This is a genomic window from Heyndrickxia sp. FSL W8-0423 (assembly GCF_038009395.1).
GTDB lineage: Bacteria > Bacillota > Bacilli > Bacillales > Bacillaceae_C > Heyndrickxia > Heyndrickxia sporothermodurans.
Window position 1 is genome coordinate 1154649 of sequence record NZ_JBBPBE010000001.1, and the last position, 23353, is coordinate 1178001.

Here is a 23353-nt window from a genome sequence, read left to right on the forward strand (position 1 = left end):
GTGCAGATAAGGAACGTGGGGAGGTCCTTCATCTGTATCGGGAGAAGGTGATGTTTTCTGAGTAAAAAAAGAGCTGTTCATGCGTCTGTAAAGGATGAGCGACTTGTTAATATACGAAGAACCCAAATGATTCGGGGAGCGGTAGCACTTTTTAAGGAAAAAGGATTCCATCGAACGACAACGAGGGAAATTGCCCAAGCGGCTGGTTTTAGTATCGGCACTTTATATGAATATATCAGAACGAAGGAAGATATTTTATATCTTGTCTGTGATAGTATTTATGACCAGGTTCGAGAGCGTCTGCAAGGGATGGATTTGGAACAGGGCACTCTTGAAAGTTTAAAGCTTGGAATCGCCTACTATTTTAACATTATGAACGAAATGCAAGATGAGGTTTTGGTTATGTACCAGGAGGCAAAATCATTATCGAAAGATGCGCTCCCATATGTGCTAAAAAAGGAAATGGAAATGGTAGGCATGTTTGAAACTTTAATTCGCCGTTGCATTGAAAATGGTGAATTGATGATGGATGATTCACATATCGATTTATTAGCTCATAATATTTTTGTTCAAGGACAAATGTGGGGATTTAGAAGATGGGCACTCAAAAAGAATTATTCCAAAGAAGAATATATTGAATTACAAACGAACTTACTTTTTAAGGGTATTGCCGGGTTTGAAATTTAGTATGGAACAGGGGGAGAAGAATGAGCACGGTTGAGATTTATAAACCAAAAAATCCTGTACGCTTTGTAACTGCATCAAGTTTATTTGATGGCCATGACGCATCAATCAATATTATGCGAAGAATTCTGCAAGCAAGCGGGGCAGAGGTCATTCATCTTGGACACAATCGGTCGGTTGAGGAAGTTGTCAATGCAGCTGTCCAAGAAGATGTTCAAGGGATTGCTATTTCATCATATCAAGGTGGCCATGTTGAATATTTTAAATATATGTATGATTTATTAAAGGAAAAAGGCGCTTCACATATTCGTATTTATGGTGGTGGAGGCGGGGTTATTATTCCGCGTGAAATTAAGGAACTCCATGAATATGGAATTGCATGGATTTTTTCACCGGATGATGGGCGGAAATTTGGTCTTCAAGGGATGATCAACATCATGCTGAAAGAATGTGATTATCCTACTATTACAAGCCAACTAACAGATGAGATAAATCAGTTAAAAGAGGGGAATATCCGTTCAGTAGCTAAGTTTATCACACTTGCGGAAAATCAAATTGGTGCAAAACAAGAAGTTGCCTCCTCTGTAGAAACAGCATTTGACGAAATAAAATTATTAGCGAAAAAGGCACCTGTTGTTGGTATTACAGGTACAGGGGGAGCGGGAAAGAGCTCTTTAACAGATGAACTTATTCGCCGGTTTCTCAATGAGATTCCGGATAAAAAGGTAGCTATTCTATCGATTGATCCAACAAAGCAAAAAACGGGTGGAGCTTTACTAGGTGACCGAATTCGAATGAATGCAATTTTTCATTCACGAGTATATATGAGAAGTTTGGCGACAAGGGGTTCAAGAACTGAATTATCACTTGCTATAAGAGATGCGATTAATGTAGTAAAAGCAGCAGGATATGATTTGATCATCGTTGAAACGAGCGGTATCGGCCAAGGGGATGCAGAGATTGCTGAAATAAGTGATATTGCTATGTATGTAATGACGAGCGAATTTGGTGCACCTTCACAACTCGAAAAAATCGATATGATCGATTTTGCAGATTTAATTGTGATCAACAAATTTGAACGGAAAGGTTCTGAAGACGCCAAAAGCCAAGTCCAGAAACAATATCAACGAAGTCATTTACTATTTGATAAAGATTTAAAAAGTATGCCCGTTTACGGAACGATCGCAAGTCAGTTCAATGATCCAGGTACAAATGCGCTATTTGCCGCACTTGTAGAAAAAATTAATGAAAAAATGTCTACGAATTGGGAGGTTCCTTTTTCGAAAGATGCTCTTGTGGAAAAACAGAATGTGATTATTCCGAATAGCCGTCGTTACTATTTAAGGGAAATCTCCGAAACAGTGCGAAACTATCATAAGAAAGCGGAGGAGCAAGTACGATTGGCAAGAAGGCTTTTCCAACTTGAAGGCGCACTTCAAGCGGTTCGGGAAAAGGAAACAAATGATGATGTTATTTCTTCCTTGGAAGCATTGAAAAATGACGTGTACGAAAGTCTAACAAAAGAATCAAAAAGCATCATCAATAATTGGGGGAAATTAAAGGAGAAATACTCCGGAAAACAGTTTGTAACGAAAATTCGCGATAAAGAAATTATTACCGAGTTGACGACCAAAAGCTTGTCAGGACTAGATATTCCGAAAGTTTCCTTACCAAAGTATGAGGATTACGGAGAAATTCTAAAATGGGTATATAAAGAAAATGTTCCCGGTTCTTTTCCGTATACGGCAGGTGTATTCCCGTTTAAACGCGAAGGCGAGGATCCGAAGCGGCAGTTCGCAGGTGAAGGAACACCAGAACGAACGAATAAGAGGTTCCACTACTTATCGGAAAATGATCCGGCAAAACGTTTGAGCACTGCTTTTGATTCAGTAACATTATATGGCGAGGATCCGGATTATCGACCAGATATTTATGGGAAAGTTGGCGAATCGGGTGTAAGTATTTGTACACTTGATGATATGAAGAAACTTTATGCAGGATTTGATTTATGTCACCCATCGACATCTGTTTCGATGACTATTAACGGGCCTGCACCGATTATTTTAGCCATGTATATGAACACAGCCATTGATCAGCAAGTGCAATTTAAGGAAAAAGAACTCGGAAGAAGCTTAACGTTAGAGGAGTATACAACCGTAAAAGAATCGACGTTACAAGTTGTAAGAGGTACCGTTCAAGCAGATATTTTAAAAGAAGATCAAGGACAAAATACGTGTATCTTTTCAACCGAATTTGCCCTTCGAATGATGGGGGATATTCAACAATACTTTATCGATCATAAAGTACGTAATTATTATTCTGTCTCGATTTCAGGGTATCACATTGCTGAGGCAGGAGCTAATCCTATCTCACAGCTTGCTTTTACTTTAGCTAATGGTTTCACCTATGTTGAGTATTATTTAAGTCGAGGAATGGATATAAATGATTTTGCTCCTAACCTATCTTTCTTCTTTTCTAATGGACTTGATCCTGAATATAGCGTGATTGGACGTGTGGCAAGAAGGATTTGGGCGACGGTAATGAGAGATAAGTACGGAGCGAATGAACGAAGCCAGAAACTGAAATATCATATTCAAACATCTGGCCGCTCACTTCACGCTCAGGAAATTGACTTTAACGACATTCGAACAACTTTACAAGCACTAATGGCATTGCATGATAATTGTAATTCTTTACACACGAATGCCTATGACGAAGCGATTACCACCCCTACCGAAGAATCGGTAAGGCGGGCGATGGCGATTCAAATGATCATTACGAAAGAGCATGGATTAACGAAAAATGAAAATCCATTACAAGGGTCATTTATTATTGAAGAGTTAACGGATTTAGTTGAGGAAGCGGTTCTTGCTGAATTCGATCGTTTGAATGATCGCGGTGGTGTATTAGGAGCAATGGAAACGCAGTATCAACGTGGAAAGATTCAAGAAGAGTCGATGTATTATGAAATGAAAAAGCATAGCGGAGAATTACCAATCATCGGTGTTAACACCTATTTAAATCCTAACCCGCCTACAGAAGAAGAAATGAACAGCATTGAACTAGCTCGCGCTACGAAAGAAGAAAAGGAAACACAAATTCGCAACTTAAACAAATTTAAAGAAAAAAATAGCGATAAAGTTGAACAGGCGATAAAACAATTGAAAAATACTGCAATGAATGGCGGAAATATCTTTGCGGAATTAATGGAGACGGTAAAAGTAGCTAGCTTAGGACAAATTACAAAAGCTTTGTATGATGTCGGTGGTCAATATAGAAGAAATATGTAAGTGAAAATGATCAAAAAACTCCTTAGTATACAAATGCTAAGGAGTTTTTCCGAAAATAATTGTGTAGCTATTGAATGCTAATGTGAATTAAAGGTAAAATCTAGATAGATATGAATAAACAACGAAGAAGTGGTACAGTGCCTAACGGGATGTGAAAAAATGCATTATAAGAACTTACTGAAAATAATCGGTATTATTGCTTTTTTTATTTTTGGATACTTTCTTTATATGAAACAGCTAGGTGCGGTTCCCTTTTTAATTTTGTCTATTATTCTTTTTTATCTTGGAATAAGTATACGTTCTAAAAAAAAGTAAAGAGTTACATTCTTTTTTTACAAAAAACATTCTAAAAGGCGTTTTAAAGCTAGCATAAATGTTTTGAATTTGTTTATAATGGTAAGTATGTATTTTGCAATTATTTTTAAACTCTGCCCTTTTTTGCTCCTAATATATAGGAGTTTGAAATAGAGAAAGGAAGTGCGAAAGTTGAGTTTACAGCAATTATCAAAAGAAGAATTACGTGAAATGTCACTTATTGAGCTAGGTTATCAATATTTAGAGCAAAACAAACAAGCATTATCTTTTAATGAGTTAGTTGAGGAAATTGCTAATCTCCTAGGTATACCAATGGAGGATATGCGCTCTCGAATGGTCCAATTCTACACAGACTTAAATATTGATGGACGATTCATCAGTCTAGGTGATAACAGATGGGGCTTACGTATATGGTATCCTTATGATCAAATTGACGAAGAAGTAGTAGCGCCTGTTAAAACGAAAAAGAAAAAATCGAAAAAGGTTGTCGAAGAGGAAGACGAAGATCTACTGGATGATGAAGATCTTGATTATGATGATTTAGATGACTTTGAGGATGAAGATGATCTAATCGATGATGATGAAGAAGTAGATGACGAAGACTTTGATGAAGATGATGATGAAGTATTTGAAGATGATGAGGAATTAATTGGCGAAGACGATTATGACCTAGGTGAAGATGAAGAAGATGATCTTGACCCAGAAGAGGAAGAAGAGGAAAAATAATCTTTCTTGACTTCTTTCCATTAGGAAGGTAGTATTTTATTTGGGCTCCTTAAAAAGGACGAAGAATGAATATTCTAATGCTCCCCTTAGTAAATAAGGGGGGCATTTTTATTTTTTTAACCCTACTTAATCAATTTAATTATCAGATTAACTGATACAATATTGTGACACAATAACATCAAATAGAAGGGGGAAGAAAAGTGACAAAATACATTTTTGTAACCGGTGGGGTTGTTTCTTCACTTGGTAAAGGAATTATTGCTGCATCTTTAGGAAGATTATTAAAAAATCGAGGATTGAAAGTGACAACGCAGAAATTTGATCCGTATATTAACGTCGATCCCGGAACGATGAGTCCATATCAGCACGGTGAAGTGTTTGTAACAGATGACGGTGCTGAAACAGATTTGGATTTAGGACACTATGAGCGTTTTATCGATATTAATGTAACGAAATATAGCAGTGTCACAACAGGCAAAGTGTATTCAGAGGTATTAAGAAAAGAAAGACGTGGCGAATACCTTGGAGGTACAGTACAAGTTATCCCTCATATTACAAATGAAATTAAAAGTCGTGTGTTCCGAGCAGGTGAAGTAACAGATTCCGATGTTGTTATTACAGAGATTGGAGGAACGGTAGGAGATATTGAGTCATTACCTTTCTTGGAGGCTATTCGTCAAATTAAAGGTGATGTAGGTCGCGATAATGTTATGTATATCCATTGTACACTTGTGCCATATATTAAAGTGGCTGGTGAAATGAAAACAAAACCAACACAACATAGTGTAAAAGAACTGCGCAGCCTTGGTATTCAGCCAAATATAATTGTTGTTCGTACGGAAATGCCTATTTCTCAAGATATGAAGGATAAAATAGCGCTATTCTGTGATATTGATGAAAAATCAGTAATTGAGTCCAGAGATGCAGATACTTTATATTCAATTCCATTGGCCCTACGTGACCAAAACCTCGATCAAATCGTTTGTGACCATTTGAAATTACAATGTCATGAACCAGATATGACTGAATGGGTGGGGCTTGTAGAAAAGGTAAGGAATTTATCAAAAGTAACAAAAATAGCTTTAGTTGGTAAATATGTAGAATTACAAGATGCGTACCTTTCTGTAGTCGAAGCATTAAAACATGCAGGATATGCTTATGATGCGGATATTGATATTGATTGGATAAATGCTGAACATGTCACAGCGGAAAACGTTCAATCTTTATTAAAAGATGTTGATGGAATCTTAGTTCCTGGTGGATTTGGCGATCGTGGCGTAGAGGGAAAAATTTATGCTACTCAATATGCGCGTGAGAACAAAGTGCCATTCCTTGGTATTTGCTTAGGGATGCAGCTAGCTTCCGTTGAATTTGCACGAAATGTTCTTGGGCTTGAAGGGGCTCACTCCGCAGAGCTTGACCCAAATACAAATTATCCAATTATCGATCTTCTCCCAGAGCAAAAGGATATCGAAGATTTAGGTGGAACACTTCGTTTAGGACTATATCCTTGTAAAATTGAAAAAGGAACAAAGGCATATGAAGTTTATCAAAATGAAATGATTAACGAACGTCATCGTCATCGTTATGAATTCAATAATGAGTATCGTGAACAAATGGAGAAAGCAGGATTTGTTTTCTCGGGGACAAGTCCGGATGGGAGACTTGTTGAAGTGGTTGAATTGAAGGATCACCCATGGTTTGTTGCATCACAATTCCATCCAGAGTTCACTTCTAGACCAACTCGCCCACAACCATTGTTCCGTGGATTTATTGGAGCGGCATTAAATAATAAATAAAAAAATCCCTTAATGGGATTTTTTTATTTATATTCTTCGATAATTTCATCGAAAGTAAGCTTAATACAATGATAAATAAACAATGCGGCCATAGAGGTTGGGAAGCAAATTCGCTCGCCGCTTTCTGTAGGAAGCATAGGCTTTAATAGAGTAGTATTAATATGTATTTCCGCTAGTTTAGACAAATCATTTTCATCACTTTTCACGTCACCACAGATGGAAATAAAAGGTACACCTTTTATTTCAAGTTTTTCAGCAAGAGCTAATGCCTCGGCATCATTGGAAAACCTTGATAGAAGAATAACACGATCCGTGTCAGACACATCATCCAGTTTCGTAAGCCGCAAAGCACCTTTCAATCGCTCCGCACCTTCCAAAGCCTCTAATGTAACAGCCTCCATTTCATTAAATCCTTTAATATATATTTTTCCTTCCCCTATAGCAGCTTGAGCTAAAAACCTTGCACTATCTTCGATGGAAAACTGTTCTTTTTCATAAATTCTTGAAAATAAACCATTAACTTGGGTTAAAAACATCTTCATAAAATTAACACTCCTTAAAAACGAGATAATAAAAATATTTGTTCTAGCATAGAATCCTATTTGTGCAGGAAAATGATTAACATTAATAGAATACACATATGTAGATGATACATAAAGCTTTGTAAAAGCAAAATAAAAGTGTAAAAATTTTATTAATTTTTTAGTATAATACAATAAGAGTAAAGAGAAAATTTTCTCAATTAACCAGATTTTCCAAATTAAATATACAAGGCCGATCATATTGAAAATTTAGACAAGGTTTATTTGGGGGGATTTTAATGGAGGAAAAAATATTAATTGTGGATGATCAATTTGGTATTCGTATTTTATTAAATGAAGTTTTGCAAAAAGAAGGGTACAAAACATTTCAAGCAGCAAATGGAGCACAAGCATTAGAAATTACAAAAAAATACGCACCTGATCTTGTGCTGCTAGATATGAAAATACCGGGAATGGACGGTATTGAAATTTTGAAACGAATGAAAGTACTTGACCCTAATATTCGAGTAATTATTATGACAGCTTACGGTGAATTGGATATGATTCAAGAGGCAAAAGATTTAGGGGCATTAACTCATTTTGCGAAACCGTTTGATATTGATGATATAAGAAAAGCGGTAAAAGATCATTTGCCTGTTAAAAAATAGAATGAAAAAATGCAAAATTCTATCTTTGCAAAATCCAATAAAGTTCATTGGAAAAAGAAAAATTAGTTTGGTATGATGAAAATGAAATTTTAACTTGTATGAAGTCAAATTGTTTGTTTAATCTATAGAAGAAGACACTTTAGAAAACCTTTATGGTTTAATGACCTGCCTAACTTAGGATGAAATAAACCATTTTGACGAATATCAAAGGAGGAAACAAGTCATGCCATTAGTTTCAATGACTGAAATGCTGAATAAAGCGAAAGATGAGCATTATGCAGTAGGTCAATTTAACATTAATAATTTAGAGTTTACACAAGCGATTCTTCAAGCAGCTGAAGAAGAAAAGTCTCCGGTAATTCTTGGTGTTTCTGAAGGTGCAGGACGCTATATCGGTGGATTTAAAACAGTTGTAAAAATGGTTGAAGGATTAATGGAAGACTACAATATTACTGTACCAGTTGCAATTCATTTAGATCACGGTTCAAGCTTTGAAAAATGTAAAGAAGCAATTGATGCAGGATTTACTTCTGTAATGATCGATGCGTCCCATCATCCATTTGAAGAAAATGTAGCAATTACTTCAAAAGTTGTGGAATATGCTCATTCAAAAGGAGTTTCTGTAGAAGCTGAACTTGGAACAGTTGGTGGACAAGAGGATGATGTTGTTGCCAATGGTGTAATTTATGCCGATCCAAATGAGTGTAAAGAATTAGTCGAACGTACTGGTATTGATACACTAGCACCAGCACTTGGATCTGTTCACGGACCATACAAAGGTGAACCAAACCTTGGTTTCAAGGAAATGGAAGAAATCGGTGCTGCAACTGGACTTCCACTAGTGCTTCATGGTGGAACTGGTATTCCAACAAAAGATATTCAAAAAGCTATTTCTTTAGGAACTGCGAAAATCAATGTAAACACTGAAAACCAAATTGCTTCTGCTAAAAAAGTTCGTGAAGTACTTGCAGCGGATTCTGAAGTATATGATCCACGTAAATACCTTGGACCAGCTCGTGAAGTAATTAAAGAAACAGTCATTGGAAAAATTCGCGAATTTGGTTCCTCAAATAAAGCATAATTGCTGATAAAAATATTTTAACATCTTTAGAAATACGCAAAGCTTGAGAAACCGCCTTTTTTGGGCGGTTTCCCTATATTAAAATTTTTAGGGGTGGAGAAAATGAAGTTTTTTATTGATACAGCTAATATTGATGAAATTAAACAGGCATATGAATTGGGGATTTTATCTGGAGTTACGACTAATCCTTCTCTCGTAGCGAAAGAGAACGTTTCGTTTCATGATCGCCTAAAGGAAATTACTAGTCTGGTTTCCGGTTCTGTAAGCGCTGAAGTAATTGCTTTAGATGCTGAAGGAATGGTGAAAGAAGGTAGAGAACTAGCTAAAATTGCTCCGAATATTACAATTAAAGTTCCTATGACTCCTGAAGGCTTAAAAGCTGTACATATTTTCGCTTCTGAGGGAATAAAAACAAATGTAACTTTAATCTTTAACGCGAATCAAGCATTAATGGCTGCAAGAGCGGGTGCAACCTATGTCTCCCCTTTCTTAGGAAGACTGGATGATATTGGACATAATGGGGTTGAACTTGTTTCAACAATTGCAGAAATTTTTTCTATCCATCAAATTGAAACAGAAATAATTGCTGCTTCGATACGTCATCCGCAACATGTAACAGATGCTGCTTTAGCTGGTGCGCATATTGCAACTGTTCCATTAAAGGTAATTAATCAATTATTTAAACACCCTTTAACAGACAAGGGAATTGATCAGTTTTTACAAGATTGGAATTCAAGTCAGAAAAATGGATAAAATCCCATATCTATACTATAAAAATTAATATTTGGAAAAGCTAATATTGTTAATCTATTGTATCATTTATGATATTGTTATTATCAGTGATACGAAGAGTATGATTAAGTCTATATACGTTTAGTTTTTTGAATATTAGTTTATTTTGGTTCATTCATGAGAAGAAATTTCTTCTGCCTTTTAGCCTTGCTGAAAGGTTGACCTGTATAAGTGAATAGTAAATTGTTCATTTATAGAGGTCATTAATGAACCAAATGTAAGTTTGTTTTAAATAACCAATTTCCATTGGTTGTGGAAGGGAGTCAAAAATGGAAAAACTGAAGATTGCAGGGGGATACCCGTTAAAAGGAACAATAAAAGTTAGTGGTGCAAAAAATAGTGCCGTCGCTTTGATTCCTGCTACTATCTTGGCTGAATCCCCTGTAACAATTGAGGGATTACCAGATATTTCTGATGTAGCTACTTTAAAAGTATTACTCGAAGAAATAGGCGGTACAGTCACTTTTGATGGTGATGATATGGTAGTAGACCCGACCAAAATGGTTTCAATGCCGCTTCCAAATGGAAAGGTGAAAAAACTCCGAGCTTCCTATTATTTAATGGGAGCAATGCTTGGCCGTTTTAACAAAGCTGTTATTGGCTTACCGGGAGGCTGCCATCTAGGACCAAGGCCGATCGATCAACATATTAAAGGCTTTGAAGCATTAGGAGCAAAGGTAACTAATGAGCAAGGTGCAATCTATTTGCGTGCCGACGAATTACGAGGAGCCCGTATATACTTAGACGTTGTTAGTGTAGGGGCAACAATCAATATTATGCTTGCTGCAGTTAAAGCAAAAGGAAAAACAGTAATTGAAAATGCGGCAAAAGAACCGGAAATTATTGATGTAGCAACACTTTTAACTAATATGGGAGCAAAGATTAAAGGTGCTGGAACAGATGTCATTCGGATTGAAGGCGTTGAAACGCTCAACGGCTGCAGACATACAATTATTCCTGATCGTATTGAGGCAGGTACATTTATGTTACTAGGGGCTGCTGCCGGAGAAGGGGTCCTTATCGATAATGTCATTCCTCATCATTTAGAATCATTAACAGCGAAGCTTAGAGAAATGGGTGTTCCAATCGAGGTTGGAGATGAACAAATTTTTATCGGAAAAGGCGAAAAGCTAAAAGCAGTTGATGTTAAAACACTAGTCTATCCTGGCTTTCCAACCGATTTGCAACAGCCTTTTACTTCACTTCTTACGAGAGCAGAAGGATCATCAGTTGTCACGGATACTATTTATTCAGCCCGCTTTAAACATATTGATGAACTTCGACGAATGAATGCTAATATTAAAGTTGAAGGTAGATCTGCCATCATAAATGGTCCTGTAACTCTTCAAGGGGCTAAGGTTAAGGCTAGTGATCTGAGAGCTGGGGCTGCTTTAGTTATCGCTGGTTTAATGGCAGAAGGCATGACAGAAGTAACCGGTTTAGAGCATATTGATCGCGGATATAGTAATCTCGTAGAGAAGCTTGAAGGATTAGGAGCAACCATTTGGCGTGAAAAGATGACGGAAGAAGAAATGGAACAACAAAAAAGCTTATAACAAGGAAGGCTATGCTACAGTAATATGTTGATTTGAGCGAAACGTGTTTGCCTATTAATCGATGTTATCCCTCTATATTCCAAAATAGTACACACAATTTACGAATATTGTGCTACAATATAACAGAAATGTGTTATACTAATCCGTTTTTGTTGATAATATAGGGGGAAGAGTGATGGAACGAAGCTTATCAATGGAGTTAGTTCGTGTTACTGAGGCGGCAGCTTTGGCATCAGCCCGTCTTATGGGAAGAGGAAAGAAAGATGAAGCAGACGAAGCAGCTACATCCGCAATGCGTGATGTTTTCGATACGATCCCTATGAAAGGTACAGTTGTCATTGGGGAAGGAGAAATGGACGAAGCTCCGATGCTTTATATCGGTGAAAAATTAGGGACAGGATATGGGCCGAGAGTTGACGTTGCTGTTGACCCGCTTGAAGGAACAAATATCGTTGCATCAGGTGGGTGGAATGCGCTTTCCGTTTTAGCGGTTGCTGATCATGGTAACCTGCTTCATGCTCCAGATATGTACATGGACAAAATTGCTGTTGGACCTGAAGCAGTTGGACAAATAGATATCAATGCTTCCGTTTTAGATAATTTAAAAGCTGTTGCAAGAGCGAAAAATAAGGATATTGAAGATGTTGTTGCCACTGTTTTAAACAGACCAAGACACGAGCATATTATTGCACAGCTTCGAGAAGCTGGAGCAAGAATAAAGCTGATCAATGATGGTGATGTGGCTGGTGCTATCAATACGGCCTTTGATCATACAGGTGTCGATATTTTATTTGGTTCAGGTGGAGCACCGGAAGGAGTTATTGCTGCAGTAGCTCTAAAATGTTTAGGAGGAGAATTGCAAGGTCGACTCCTTCCACAAAATGAAGCCGAAGTAGAGCGCTGTGCAAAAATGGGTTTAGATGATATTCATAAAGTATTACTAATGGAAGATCTTGTACGCGGTGACGATGCAATATTTTCTGCGACTGGAGTAACAGATGGTGAACTACTCAAAGGAGTACAATTTAAAGGTTCCTATGGATCTACACATTCAGTAGTCATGCGTGCAAAATCAGGAACAGTTCGTTTCATTGAAGGGCAGCATAGTTTAAAGAAGAAACCAAATCTTGTTATTAAATAAGCTTTGTTAAAGATCACTATTAATATAACCGTTAGTTGATTGGAGCCGGAAATCAACAATTTGTATTAATATTGATCCATTACTATTTTAAAAAGAAAAGAATTCCTTCAAAATAAAATAAATTTGTACAGGTTTTGTCACCTGTACAAATTTATTTCCTTCCTTAGTATTGATTCTTTTTTGTAAATATGGTTAAAATAGATATTGTTTTGCATTTATATTAATAGAGTACTTCTCTAGCTTCTGAATCTTCAATATTTTCTTACAGGTTTATTTTATATAAACCTTCTTATTCAACCATTCCTTCATCTCTTTTAGGTGAATACTTCTTTAGTCGATATCATGATATAAAACAGGATTTCCCTTAAGATGAAATGAAATAAAGATATGAAATTTTGTTTTTGAAAAAATTAAAGTGTGGTGTAGATATGGAGAGCTTATCAATTTCAAGTCTTGATAATATGACATTAAAGGAACTATATGCATTAGCTCGTGAGTATAAAGTTTCTTATTATAGTAAATTAACAAAAAAAGAATTAATTTTTGCGATATTAAAAGCCCGCGCAGAACAAGAAGGCTATTTCTTTATGGAAGGTGTTCTTGAAATCATCCAGTCTGAAGGTTTTGGCTTCTTAAGACCAATTAATTATTCCCCAAGTTCAGAGGATATTTACATTTCCGCCTCTCAAATTCGTCGTTTTGATTTACGAAATGGCGATAAAGTCTCTGGGAAAGTAAGACCTCCAAAAGAAAATGAACGTTACTATGGATTGCTTCATGTAGAAGCGGTTAATGGTGAAAATCCTGAATCGGCAAAAGAGAGAGTACATTTCCCAGCATTAACTCCGTTATATCCGGATAGACAGATTAAATTAGAAACGGCTCCTAATAAGCTATCTACTCGTATTATGGATTTAATTGCACCTGTTGGGTTCGGACAGCGTGGTTTGATCGTTGCACCTCCGAAAGCAGGAAAAACGATGCTTTTAAAGGAAATTGCTAATTCTATAACAACAAATAACCCGGAAGCTGAGCTTATCGTTTTATTAATCGATGAACGACCTGAAGAGGTTACTGATATTGAACGATCAGTAAATGCAGAAGTAGTAAGCTCAACTTTTGATGAAGTTCCTGAAAATCATATAAAAGTAGCTGAACTTGTATTAGAAAGAGCGATGCGTCTTGTAGAACATAAACGTGATGTTGTTATACTTATGGATAGTATTACCCGTTTGGCTCGTGCATACAATTTAGTCATCCCGCCAAGTGGACGAACTCTATCAGGTGGTATCGATCCAGCAGCTTTCCACAGACCAAAACGTTTCTTTGGAGCAGCTCGTAATATTGAAGAGGGTGGAAGTTTAACGATTTTAGCAACTGCACTCGTTGAAACAGGCTCACGTATGGATGATGTAATTTATGAGGAATTTAAAGGAACGGGAAATATGGAATTACATCTTGATCGTTCATTATCTGAAAAACGTATTTTCCCTGCGATTGATATACGTCGATCTGGAACGCGTAAAGAAGAACTTTTAATTCCGAAAGAACATTTAGATAAACTTTGGGCAATTCGTAAATCTATGTCAGATACTCCAGATTTTGTGGAAAGATTTTTACGGAAATTAAAGAAAACAAAAACGAATGAGGAATTCTTCGAAGTATTAACAGCTGAAATGAAAGGCAACACAACAAACAGACGTACAGTGTAGGAAAGTGAATAAATGGAAGTATTGTGTTGTTGCATTTCAAAATATAGCTTGTTATAATATATCCATGTGTTTGTAAAAAAAATTCTAATGGTGTAGGAAAATTGTTTAAACTTTCCTTAGGAAACCATATAGAAATATATAACTCTGTTTCGTAATGACTCAGGGCAAAGGAGATGAAAAGAATGAAAGCAGGTATTCATCCAGGATACAAAAAAGCAATGGTTAAATGCGCATGCGGCAATGAATTTGAAACTGGTTCAGTAAAAGAAGAAATTCGCGTAGAGGTATGTTCTGAATGTCATCCATTCTACACTGGCCGTCAAAAATTCGCATCTGCTGATGGACGTGTTGATCGTTTCAATAAAAAATACGGTCTTAAAGAAAAATAAAATAATTATCAAAAACAGGCAAGAAAGCTTGCCTGTTTTTTATTTCTATAAATACGAATTAAAGGTCAATTTGAAATCGGAAAGGAACGAGTAAGATGTATGTTATGAACCATTCTGGCTGGATTGAGGTCATTTGCGGAAGTATGTTTTCTGGAAAATCAGAAGAGTTGATTAGACGTGTTCGACGTGCACAATTTGCTAAACAGAAAATAGCTGTTTTTAAACCGAAATTGGATAATCGATACAGTAAAGAATCAGTTGTTTCGCATAACGGTACCTCTGTCATTGCCCTTCCGATTGAAAAAGCTAGTGATATCTTTGAGAACCTACCTTCGGATATCGATGTCATTGCAATTGATGAAGCACAATTTTTTGACGAAGAAATTGTGGATGTTGCACAAACGTTGGCAAACAGTGGATATCGGGTTATTTTAGCCGGACTAGATCAAGATTTCCGTGGGTTTCCATTTGGCCCAATGCCAAAATTAATGGCGATTGCTGAAACGGTAACAAAATTACAAGCTGTTTGTACAGTTTGTGGTTCTCCGGCAAGTCGAACTCAACGCTTAATTAATGGTAATCCTGCATGTGCGGATGATCCCATTATTTTAGTAGGGGCATCCGAAGCATATGAAGCTCGTTGCCGTCACCATCACGAAGTACCGTCGGGTGTGAGTATATCGGGCGAGCAAATTGCTAATAAATAGTTCCTGTCAATGATAGGGACTTTTTGTTTTTGAAAATACATAACCATTTCCTTCATAGGAAAACATATTCCTATGGAGGTGTTTTTCATGTGGAAAAAAACAATTGGTTTTCTATTTCTGATAGCTATACTTTCGGGTTGTGGTTCCAACCAATTGAATGACAGTGCTACTACCAATGATGGAAATGATAAGATGAGGAAGATATCGAGTAACCCAACAGATCAGAATCCTAATATGGTTGATCTGAGACAAAATGACCCGGCAATTACGGTTGGTACGGATGTAGATAAGGCGAAGTATGTGGTAAAACGGTATAAAAATTATTATGATCCGAATGTTTGGGTGAATGGAAATAATATGTGGGTAACAGCCCATACGGATGATCGCTTAACAGCAAATGAACGTATGAAAGAGGAAGCCAAACTTCATAAAAAACTCATTCAAGCATTACCGAGATACGATATTAATGTAAAAATTGAAGAAAGATAAAAAAACTGCCAGAGCCAAAACGGATCTGGCAGTTTTGAATTAATGAGTTCTTTACTATGAAGGGATCTGTATAATATAATAGTACTGTTATGGATAAAATGGAAAGCAGGAGCGATAATTTGCTTAAGCTTTAACTATAGAGGTGAAATGCAATGTTCGATCGATTGCAAGCGGTGGAAGATCGCTATGAGAAGTTGAATGAGCTTTTAAGCGATCCCGAAATTATTAATGATACAAAAAAATTAAGAGATTATTCAAAAGAACAATCAGATATTCAAGAAACTGTTGCTGTGTATCGTGAATATAAAGAAGTCCTACAACAGTTTAAAGATGCAAAAGCAATGCTTGAAGAAAAATTAGATGCTGAAATGAAAGAAATGGTAAAAGAAGAAATCAATGAATTAGAAGAACAAATTGAAAACTACGAAGAACGATTAAAAATTCTCCTTTTACCGAAAGACCCGAATGATGATAAAAACGTTATCATGGAAATCCGCGGTGCTGCAGGAGGGGATGAAGCAGCATTATTTGCAGGAGATTTATACCGTATGTACAGCCGCTTTGCCGAAGCACAAGGCTGGAAAACTGAAGTAATCGAGGCGAGTACGACAGGTGTTGGTGGGTATAAAGAGATTATCTTTATGATCAACGGGAAAGGAGCCTTTTCAAAATTAAAATTTGAAAATGGTGCCCATCGTGTTCAACGTGTTCCGGAAACAGAATCTGGTGGCCGTATCCACACATCAACAGCAACAGTAGCAGTTCTTCCAGAAGCAGAGGAAGTTGAAGTAGAAATTCATGAAAAAGATATCCGTGTTGATACCTTTGCATCAAGCGGACCAGGTGGGCAAAGTGTAAACACGACGATGTCGGCTGTTCGTTTAACACATATTCCAACAGGAACTGTCGTGTCCTGCCAAGATGAAAAGTCACAAATTAAGAATAAAGAAAAAGCGATGAAGGTTTTACGTGCACGTGTATATGATAAGTTCCAACAAGAAGCACAAGCAGAGTATGATGCGAATCGTAAATCTGCAGTTGGAACAGGGGATCGTTCCGAACGTATTCGTACTTATAATTTCCCGCAAAACCGTGTGACCGACCATCGTATCGGTTTAACGATACAAAAGCTTGATCAAATTCTTCAAGGAAAAATAGATGAAATTATTGATGCGTTAATTTTAGAAGATCAATCCCATAAACTTGAAAGTGTGAATGATTAATGGTTCAAACCGAAAAAATATTTGAAGCTCTTAACTGGGCTTCTTCTTTTTTACAAAAAAATAACCGAGATGCAAATGCAGGTGAACTGTTGCTTCGCCATTTCCTAGGGATGACGCGGTCACAATTGCTGGCAAATATGCATGAGGTTCTTTCACAACAAATTCAAGAAACGTTTCAACAGGCAGTATTCGCTCATGCTGAAGGTATTCCAATTCAGCATATTATCGGTTTTGAAGAGTTTTTTGGAAGGAAATTTATTGTGAATTCTAATGTATTAATTCCGAGGCCTGAAACAGAGGAGCTAGTTTTAGGGGCGATTAATCGGATAAAACAGACCTACTCTTCTAATTTAGAAGGATTAAAGCTAGTCGATATTGGTACGGGGAGTGGTATTATCGCCATTACAATGAAACTTGAATGTCCCGATCTGACGGTTTCAGCTGTTGATATATCGAAAGAAGCACTATCTATTGCAGAAAAAAACGCCAAGAATTTAGAGGCAGATATTCATTTTTTACAGGGTGATTTACTTCAGCCACTCATAGCGAGTCAGGAAAAAGTAGATATTATTCTATCCAATCCACCTTATATTCCTGATCGAGAACTCGATATACTATCAGAAGTGGTGAAGGACCATGAACCACATCAAGCATTATTTGGCGGAGAGGACGGGCTTGACTATTATCGAAGACTGATGGAACAAATTCCACAAATAATTAACAATGAAGCAATAATCGGCTTTGAAATTGGTATGGGACAAGGTGAGCAAGTAGCGGAGTTACTAAATAATACATTCCCAGAAAGTCGTACTGAAATTGTTCATGACATCAATGGCAAAGACCGAATGGTTTTCTGCGAAATAGGTTAATGAAAAACAAGCTTGGGTGATTATGGATTAGGTTATGCACCCCAAAATGATAAATAGACGGAAAAATTCCGCTTATTTTATTTTCGCTGTTTACCTGTTTTTTAATTTTTTTAAGTTTACTAGTTTAAGATTTCTCTTTCTTGTCCAAACTGTGTTAGTGAAGGGATGGGGAGAGGAAATGAATAAAAAATATTATCCATTAGTTTATATTATTATCTTATCGATTGGAACGATCTTAAGTTTATATATACCGAAACAGGAAATTGCTGCAGAGGAAGCGATTGTCATTCCGAAAGAGGCGGTTCGTCTGAGGATCCTGGCAAATAGTGATAATCAAGAAGACCAAGCATTAAAAAGGAAAATTCGAGATAAAGTAAATCAAGAGATTACGAAATGGGTAGAGAAATTAGATTCAATTGATGATGCTAGAAAAGTGATTAAATCCCATTTACCGGATATCAAAAAGATTGCATTAAAAGTAGTTCAAGAAGAAAATAGTAAGCAATTGGTAAAGGTAGAATTCGGTCAAGTTCAATTCCCGACTAAGCTTTATGGACAATTTTTATACCCGGCGGGTGAGTACGAGGCGGTTTTAATTACTTTAGGTAAAGGGGAGGGAGCCAATTGGTGGTGTGTTCTCTATCCTCCGCTTTGCTTCATGGATTTCTCAAATGGTGTCGCGGTAAGTCCCGGATTTGATGAAAAGAAAGAAAAAGAGACGGAACCAGTGATAGAGAAAAAGGAAAGCAAATCGACGACAAAAGAAAAATCAGAACGTGAAATCAAAGATGAAACAGAAAAAGAAACTACAAAGGAAGCAAAGAAACCCCTTTATGTAAAAGAGGAAGATGACCAAGCAAAAGTAAAATTCTTTATCGTCGAGCTTTTTCAGAAAATCTTTTAAAAAGAAGTCAATATCGGCTTCTTTTTTTGTTCTATTTTTTTGTTTCTATCATAAGGATTATAGTGGAAAGTTTAGTAGAGTCTATCAAAAATAATGAATGGTAGGGGATGATCGCATGCAGGTTATTCGAGTGGCGACACATAAAGATGTAGAAAAGGTAAAGAGTTTTCTTAATGAAGTGGGGATAAGTACTGAAGGAGTAGAAAAGCTAATCGAATATTTTATAGTCATTGAGGATATTGATGGCAATTTAAAAGCCACATTAGGAATTGAACCTCTCAATAACATTGGCATTCTCCGTTCAATGGTCATCCATCCGGCTATAAAGGAAGAGGATTTATTCACAATCTTTCAACATGTGTATAAATTAGCGTCAAATAAAAAATTATCCACACTATATTTAACGACAAATAAAGAAAAGTCAATTCCGTTATTTCGAATGGCTGGTTTTGAAAAGATAGAAAGGACTCATCTTCCAAAGGAATTTGGAAATTCGCGATATGGCAAGCATTTATTAAACTATCAACAAGTAATTTTTATGGAAAAAGTAATGTAAAAGATATTCACATTTTCCCCAGAAGTTATCCACCGTTTAATTATAATTATCCACATATTGTGGATATGCTTGTGTTTACTTCTACTTTTTAATATACTTTCAAAAGAGAAAAAATGTTGGTGTTCGTTGTTATCGGGTTAAAAAAGGATAATATAAGTCTTTATTCGACAAAACTCTACTTTAACGAATGAATTTCAACAAAAAAGAAAAAAGGTGGAAGCTATGAAGACAATTCAGTGGAGTGTGGATAATTATGTGGATAATTTATCGGGTAATCCACAGCTAGAAGAAGCAGCGGAGCTATTAAGGCAAAATGAAGTGGTTGCCTTTCCGACAGAAACGGTTTATGGGCTAGGTGCAAATGCAAAATCAGATATAGCCGTTGCAAAAATATATGAAGCAAAGGGAAGACCAAGTGATAATCCACTAATTGTCCACATTGCTGAAATAAATCAATTAGAAGAACTTGTGACAAATATATCCGAACAAGCCCAATTGCTTATTCAACAATTTTGGCCAGGTCCTTTAACAATTATATTTAATTGTAGACCGGGTATCTTTTCGGAGAAAGTGACAGCTGGGATGGATACAGTAGGAATAAGGATGCCGGATCATCCACTAGCACTTGAATTAATTCGATTAACTAAACTTCCAATTGCAGCACCGAGTGCCAATCGTTCCGGAAAACCAAGTCCGACAACAGCACGACATGTTTTAGACGATTTGAATGGCAGGATTGCCGGAGTTGTGGACGGTGGATATACAGGTGTGGGAGTAGAATCAACAGTAATTGATTGTACAGGTGATATACCGATGATTCTTCGTCCGGGCGGCTTATCAAAAGAACAAATGGAAATGGTAATTGGTGAAGTGCTCGTTGATCCGGCTTTAAATAGTGATACAAATGATCGTCCGAAATCCCCGGGCATGAAATACACTCATTATGCACCGGATGCACCAGTGTATTTAGTCGATGGAACTTTTGCTTATATCCAGGAATTGGTGAGCAATAAACAAAAAGAGGGGTTAAAAGTAGGGGTAATAGCGACAGAGGAAACAAAAAAGGACTATCGTGCGGATGTTGTAATTGCTTGCGGAAGCCGTCAGGACTTAAAAACGGTAGCACACACTCTTTATGACACTTTACGTGCATTTAATAATCAAGATGTCGATATAATATTTTCAGAAACTTTTCCAATAGAGGGAATAGGCCTTGCTATTATGAATCGATTGGAAAAAGCAGCGGGACATCGCTGGGTTCGTCAAAATAAGGTGGATTAAATCTCTTTTCTTGACCAAAATCTTGCAAAATAAAATTCTATTCTTCTTTGGACATGCATATGTTGTCAGTAGGCACGTCCGAAGGAGGAAAAAGAATGATGGCAATCATCGCAGAATTAATTACATTAATGTTAATGGCATTTGCCTTAGGTATGGATGCTTTTTCAATTGGACTTGGTATGGGGATGATTAAGCTTAGATACAGGCAAATTTTTTATATTGGTTTAACGATAGGAATCTTTCATGTTGTCATGCCATTATTAGGAATATTAACTGGACATTTTATATCTGACGCATTTGGAACAATTGCTCAATATATTGGTGGAATCCTCCTAATTGTTTTAGGCCTACAAATGGTTTTTTCCACCCTTAAAAAGGAAGAAAAAACAATCATTAAACCATATGGTTGGGGATTAATATTTTTTGCCTTAAGCTCTAGTTTAGATAGCTTTTCAGTGGGGCTCTCACTTGGAATTTTGGGGGCTCGCACAGCAGCTGTACTGCTCTGCTTTGGAATTGCAGCAACAGTATTGACTTGGGCGGGCTTAATTATAGGAAGAAAGTTTCAAGGATATATTGGGGCGTATAGTGAAGCCTTAGGTGGTTGCGTATTATTGGGATTTGGTATAAAGCTACTAGTAGCTCTATAAAAATGAAAGAATAATGGGAAATTTAAAGACAAGCAATCAATTCTTTGATTGCTTGTCTTTAAATTTTCACTTATTTTAACAAAGCCTACTATTGAAATAGGGTCTTTTAGACTATAATAATGGTAGAATAATTAGAATCGTTAATTGTTGAAGGGAAGGATATCATTGAATATATTATTCGTCTGTACTGGAAATACGTGTCGTAGCCCGATGGCTGAGGCAATTTTAAAAAATAAAAAGCTGCAAAACATATCCGTTAAATCTGCGGGGATATTTGCCGTCGATGGTCACAATGCTTCACAACAAGCAATGGTTGTTCTTGAAGAAAACAATATTGAACATTCTCACACATCAAAAATGTTGACAGAAGAGGATATCCAATGGGCGACGCTGATCCTGACGATGACAGAGAGTCATAAATCTTCAATCATCGAATCCTATCCATTTGCTAAAGAAAAAACATTTACATTGAAGGAATTTGTAAATGGAAAAGGCGATAATATCGACGTCGGAGATCCTTTTGGGGGAAGTGTAGAAATGTATAGAACAACATTTCTTGAATTATCCGATCTAATAGAAAAAGCGATAGAAAAAATAAAATAGATCAACAACATAGGGGAGAGTCGAAACATGAAAAAGCGGTATAAGTTTGGTCTGCGGAAAAAATTAGTGCTGTTTGTTACACTGTTAGCTCTAGTCACTTATTCAACGAGTTTCTTTTTTATTAGTATTGTTCATTCAAAATTTGCAGCAAATGTAGATGAATCGTTGTTTAATAGTATTACACTTTTATTAGGAATATTTTGGACAGGCCTATTAGCTTATTTTGTTGCAGGGGTTATCACTAAGCCGTTACAACGTTTAGAGCGCGCAGCAATAGATGCAAGTAGAGGAAACATTCAGTTAGATGTGGAATTGCCAAAGTCAGATGATGAAATACGCTCACTCGGTATGGCGTTTAATCAGATGTTAGCGAATTTACGTGTGATGGTACATAGTATAGAAGAAAATTTCCAACAAACAAATGGAAACGTCATCTTAATTTCCGAAAAGACGACAAGAGCAACAGAACAAGCGGAAAGTATTGCACATACGATTGATGAAATATCTGCAGGGGCAGAAAGCTCAGCTATCGCAATTCAATCAACAGCTGAATCTGTTGAAGATATTATTCAAATTGCCTATAAAGTACAAGAAAATGCAAAATCCTCAGAGCAGGTTTCAGTAGAAATGGTTAAAGAATTGCAAGAAAGTAAAGAAGTCGTTAGTTCGCTGATCCAAGGTATTGATAAATTGGCGAAGGAAAATCAAGAATCATTACAAGTTGTCCTTGATTTAGAGGAAAACGCTAAAAAAGTGGAGCAAATTATCTTATTAGTCGGAGATATTGCAGCGCAAACGAACTTACTTGCTCTTAATGCTTCTATTGAAGCGGCACGTGCAGGTGAACATGGTAAAGGGTTTGCGGTTGTAGCAGAAGAAGTACGTAAATTAGCCGATGAAAGTGCAAAAGCAGTACAAGGAATATCCGAATTAATTCAAAATATTCAACACGGTGTAGATAGTGTCGTCAAACAAATTACAGATCAAGTATCAACGGCAAACTATGAAGCATCAAAAGGTGCAAAAACAAATGAAGTGATTGAAACGATGACGAATACGATCCATGTTGTTGCCGATAAAGTAAAGAGCATCTCAACTCTTGTGGACAAACAGATGGAAAGTGTCGAGCTAGCGTCTAGACAATCTCAAGAAGTCGCAGCGATCGCTGAAGAAACATCTGCAGGTGCCGAAGAAGTAACGGATGCAACAAATGGGCAAGTAGCTGTAATGGAAAATGTAGAGCAACTTGTTTGTCAGTTAAAAGATGATGCTGACAAGTTGAAAGCAACAATCTCTCAATTTCAATTATAAGACAACCAAGGCGCTTTTCGCTTTTCTTATATGGATTACTTTATAAATTTAGTACTATGTGTAAAAATAAAGGTAGGAAATAAGAA

The 23353-nt window shown here is 36.6% G+C and carries 22 protein-coding genes; 21 read left to right on the forward strand and 1 reads right to left on the reverse strand.

The window, feature by feature from the left end; genetic code table 11:
• Window positions 1–57: 57 nt before the first annotated feature.
• The 4 genes from MKY81_RS05825 to MKY81_RS05840 all read left to right on the forward strand — a co-directional run bounded on the left by MKY81_RS05825 (window position 58) and on the right by MKY81_RS05840 (window position 6814).
• Window positions 58–687, forward strand: a complete 630-nt coding sequence (locus MKY81_RS05825; RefSeq protein ID WP_066235142.1) for a TetR/AcrR family transcriptional regulator — start codon at window positions 58–60, stop codon at window positions 685–687.
• 20 nt (window positions 688–707) lie between these two features.
• Window positions 708–3974, forward strand: a complete 3267-nt coding sequence (icmF, locus tag MKY81_RS05830) for a fused isobutyryl-CoA mutase/GTPase IcmF (RefSeq protein ID WP_327990208.1) — start codon at window positions 708–710, stop codon at window positions 3972–3974.
• 486 nt (window positions 3975–4460) lie between these two features.
• Window positions 4461–5015, forward strand: coding sequence for a DNA-directed RNA polymerase subunit delta (gene rpoE, locus MKY81_RS05835; protein ID WP_108072171.1), 555 nt, complete (start codon window positions 4461–4463; stop codon window positions 5013–5015).
• 200 nt (window positions 5016–5215) lie between these two features.
• Window positions 5216–6814, forward strand: coding sequence for a CTP synthase (locus MKY81_RS05840; RefSeq protein ID WP_108072173.1), 1599 nt, complete (start codon window positions 5216–5218; stop codon window positions 6812–6814).
• Between the two features lie 23 nt (window positions 6815–6837).
• Here the strand turns inward: MKY81_RS05840 and MKY81_RS05845 are convergent, their stop codons facing one another.
• Window positions 6838–7356, reverse strand: a complete 519-nt coding sequence (locus tag MKY81_RS05845) for a DUF2529 domain-containing protein (RefSeq protein WP_108072175.1) — start codon at window positions 7354–7356, stop codon at window positions 6838–6840.
• A gap of 278 nt (window positions 7357–7634) precedes the next feature.
• Here MKY81_RS05845 and MKY81_RS05850 point away from each other — a divergent pair, with 278 nt between their 5' ends.
• From MKY81_RS05850 to MKY81_RS05930, 17 genes are all read left to right on the forward strand, one after another.
• Entirely contained in the window at window positions 7635–8003 is a 369-nt protein-coding gene (locus tag MKY81_RS05850; protein WP_066235124.1) for a response regulator, read from the forward strand.
• 223 nt (window positions 8004–8226) lie between these two features.
• Window positions 8227–9084 carry a class II fructose-bisphosphate aldolase gene (locus tag MKY81_RS05855; RefSeq protein WP_107920563.1) on the forward strand — a complete coding sequence of 286 codons (858 nt, stop codon included), beginning with the start codon at window positions 8227–8229 and terminating at the stop codon, window positions 9082–9084.
• Window positions 9085–9186: 102 nt separating this feature from the next.
• Window positions 9187–9837 carry a fructose-6-phosphate aldolase gene (gene fsa / locus MKY81_RS05860; protein ID WP_066235119.1) on the forward strand — a complete coding sequence of 217 codons (651 nt, stop codon included), beginning with the start codon at window positions 9187–9189 and terminating at the stop codon, window positions 9835–9837.
• A gap of 308 nt (window positions 9838–10145) precedes the next feature.
• Complete coding sequence (locus MKY81_RS05865; protein ID WP_341117100.1) at window positions 10146–11432, forward strand: UDP-N-acetylglucosamine 1-carboxyvinyltransferase; 1287 nt, start codon at window positions 10146–10148, stop codon at window positions 11430–11432.
• A 175-nt stretch (window positions 11433–11607) separates the two neighbouring features.
• Window positions 11608–12573, forward strand: coding sequence for a class II fructose-bisphosphatase (glpX, locus tag MKY81_RS05870; RefSeq protein ID WP_066235115.1), 966 nt, complete (start codon window positions 11608–11610; stop codon window positions 12571–12573).
• A gap of 428 nt (window positions 12574–13001) precedes the next feature.
• Entirely contained in the window at window positions 13002–14285 is a 1284-nt protein-coding gene (gene rho / locus MKY81_RS05875) for a transcription termination factor Rho (protein WP_066235112.1), read from the forward strand.
• A 182-nt stretch (window positions 14286–14467) separates the two neighbouring features.
• Window positions 14468–14674: a 50S ribosomal protein L31 gene (gene rpmE / locus MKY81_RS05880; RefSeq protein WP_066235110.1), complete on the forward strand. Its 207-nt coding sequence runs from the start codon at window positions 14468–14470 to the stop codon at window positions 14672–14674.
• Between the two features lie 95 nt (window positions 14675–14769).
• On the forward strand, window positions 14770–15381 hold the full coding sequence (locus MKY81_RS05885) for a thymidine kinase (RefSeq protein WP_108072178.1): 612 nt from the start codon (window positions 14770–14772) through the stop codon (window positions 15379–15381).
• Between the two features lie 87 nt (window positions 15382–15468).
• Window positions 15469–15870, forward strand: a complete 402-nt coding sequence (locus tag MKY81_RS05890) for a hypothetical protein (protein WP_108072179.1) — start codon at window positions 15469–15471, stop codon at window positions 15868–15870.
• A 152-nt stretch (window positions 15871–16022) separates the two neighbouring features.
• Window positions 16023–17093 carry a peptide chain release factor 1 gene (gene prfA, locus MKY81_RS05895; RefSeq protein ID WP_066235102.1) on the forward strand — a complete coding sequence of 357 codons (1071 nt, stop codon included), beginning with the start codon at window positions 16023–16025 and terminating at the stop codon, window positions 17091–17093.
• Window positions 17093–17962: a peptide chain release factor N(5)-glutamine methyltransferase gene (prmC, locus tag MKY81_RS05900; RefSeq protein WP_066235097.1), complete on the forward strand. Its 870-nt coding sequence runs from the start codon at window positions 17093–17095 to the stop codon at window positions 17960–17962. The genes prfA and prmC overlap by 1 nt, the downstream gene beginning before the upstream one ends.
• A 178-nt stretch (window positions 17963–18140) precedes the next feature.
• A complete protein-coding gene (spoIIR, locus tag MKY81_RS05905) occupies window positions 18141–18866 on the forward strand; it encodes a stage II sporulation protein R (protein WP_108072181.1) in 726 nt (241 codons plus the stop codon).
• A 115-nt stretch (window positions 18867–18981) separates the two neighbouring features.
• The gene (locus tag MKY81_RS05910) at window positions 18982–19422 is read left to right on the forward strand and encodes a GNAT family N-acetyltransferase (RefSeq protein WP_108072182.1); all 441 of its coding nucleotides are present in this window, start codon (window positions 18982–18984) and stop codon (window positions 19420–19422) included.
• A gap of 222 nt (window positions 19423–19644) precedes the next feature.
• A complete protein-coding gene (locus tag MKY81_RS05915) occupies window positions 19645–20703 on the forward strand; it encodes an L-threonylcarbamoyladenylate synthase (protein ID WP_341117102.1) in 1059 nt (352 codons plus the stop codon).
• Between the two features lie 98 nt (window positions 20704–20801).
• Window positions 20802–21353: a manganese efflux pump MntP gene (locus MKY81_RS05920; RefSeq protein ID WP_066233613.1), complete on the forward strand. Its 552-nt coding sequence runs from the start codon at window positions 20802–20804 to the stop codon at window positions 21351–21353.
• 159 nt (window positions 21354–21512) lie between these two features.
• On the forward strand, window positions 21513–21956 hold the full coding sequence (locus tag MKY81_RS05925) for a low molecular weight protein arginine phosphatase (protein ID WP_084347762.1): 444 nt from the start codon (window positions 21513–21515) through the stop codon (window positions 21954–21956).
• A gap of 27 nt (window positions 21957–21983) precedes the next feature.
• The gene (locus MKY81_RS05930; RefSeq protein WP_108072185.1) at window positions 21984–23267 is read left to right on the forward strand and encodes a methyl-accepting chemotaxis protein; all 1284 of its coding nucleotides are present in this window, start codon (window positions 21984–21986) and stop codon (window positions 23265–23267) included.
• Window positions 23268–23353 lie beyond the last annotated feature (86 nt).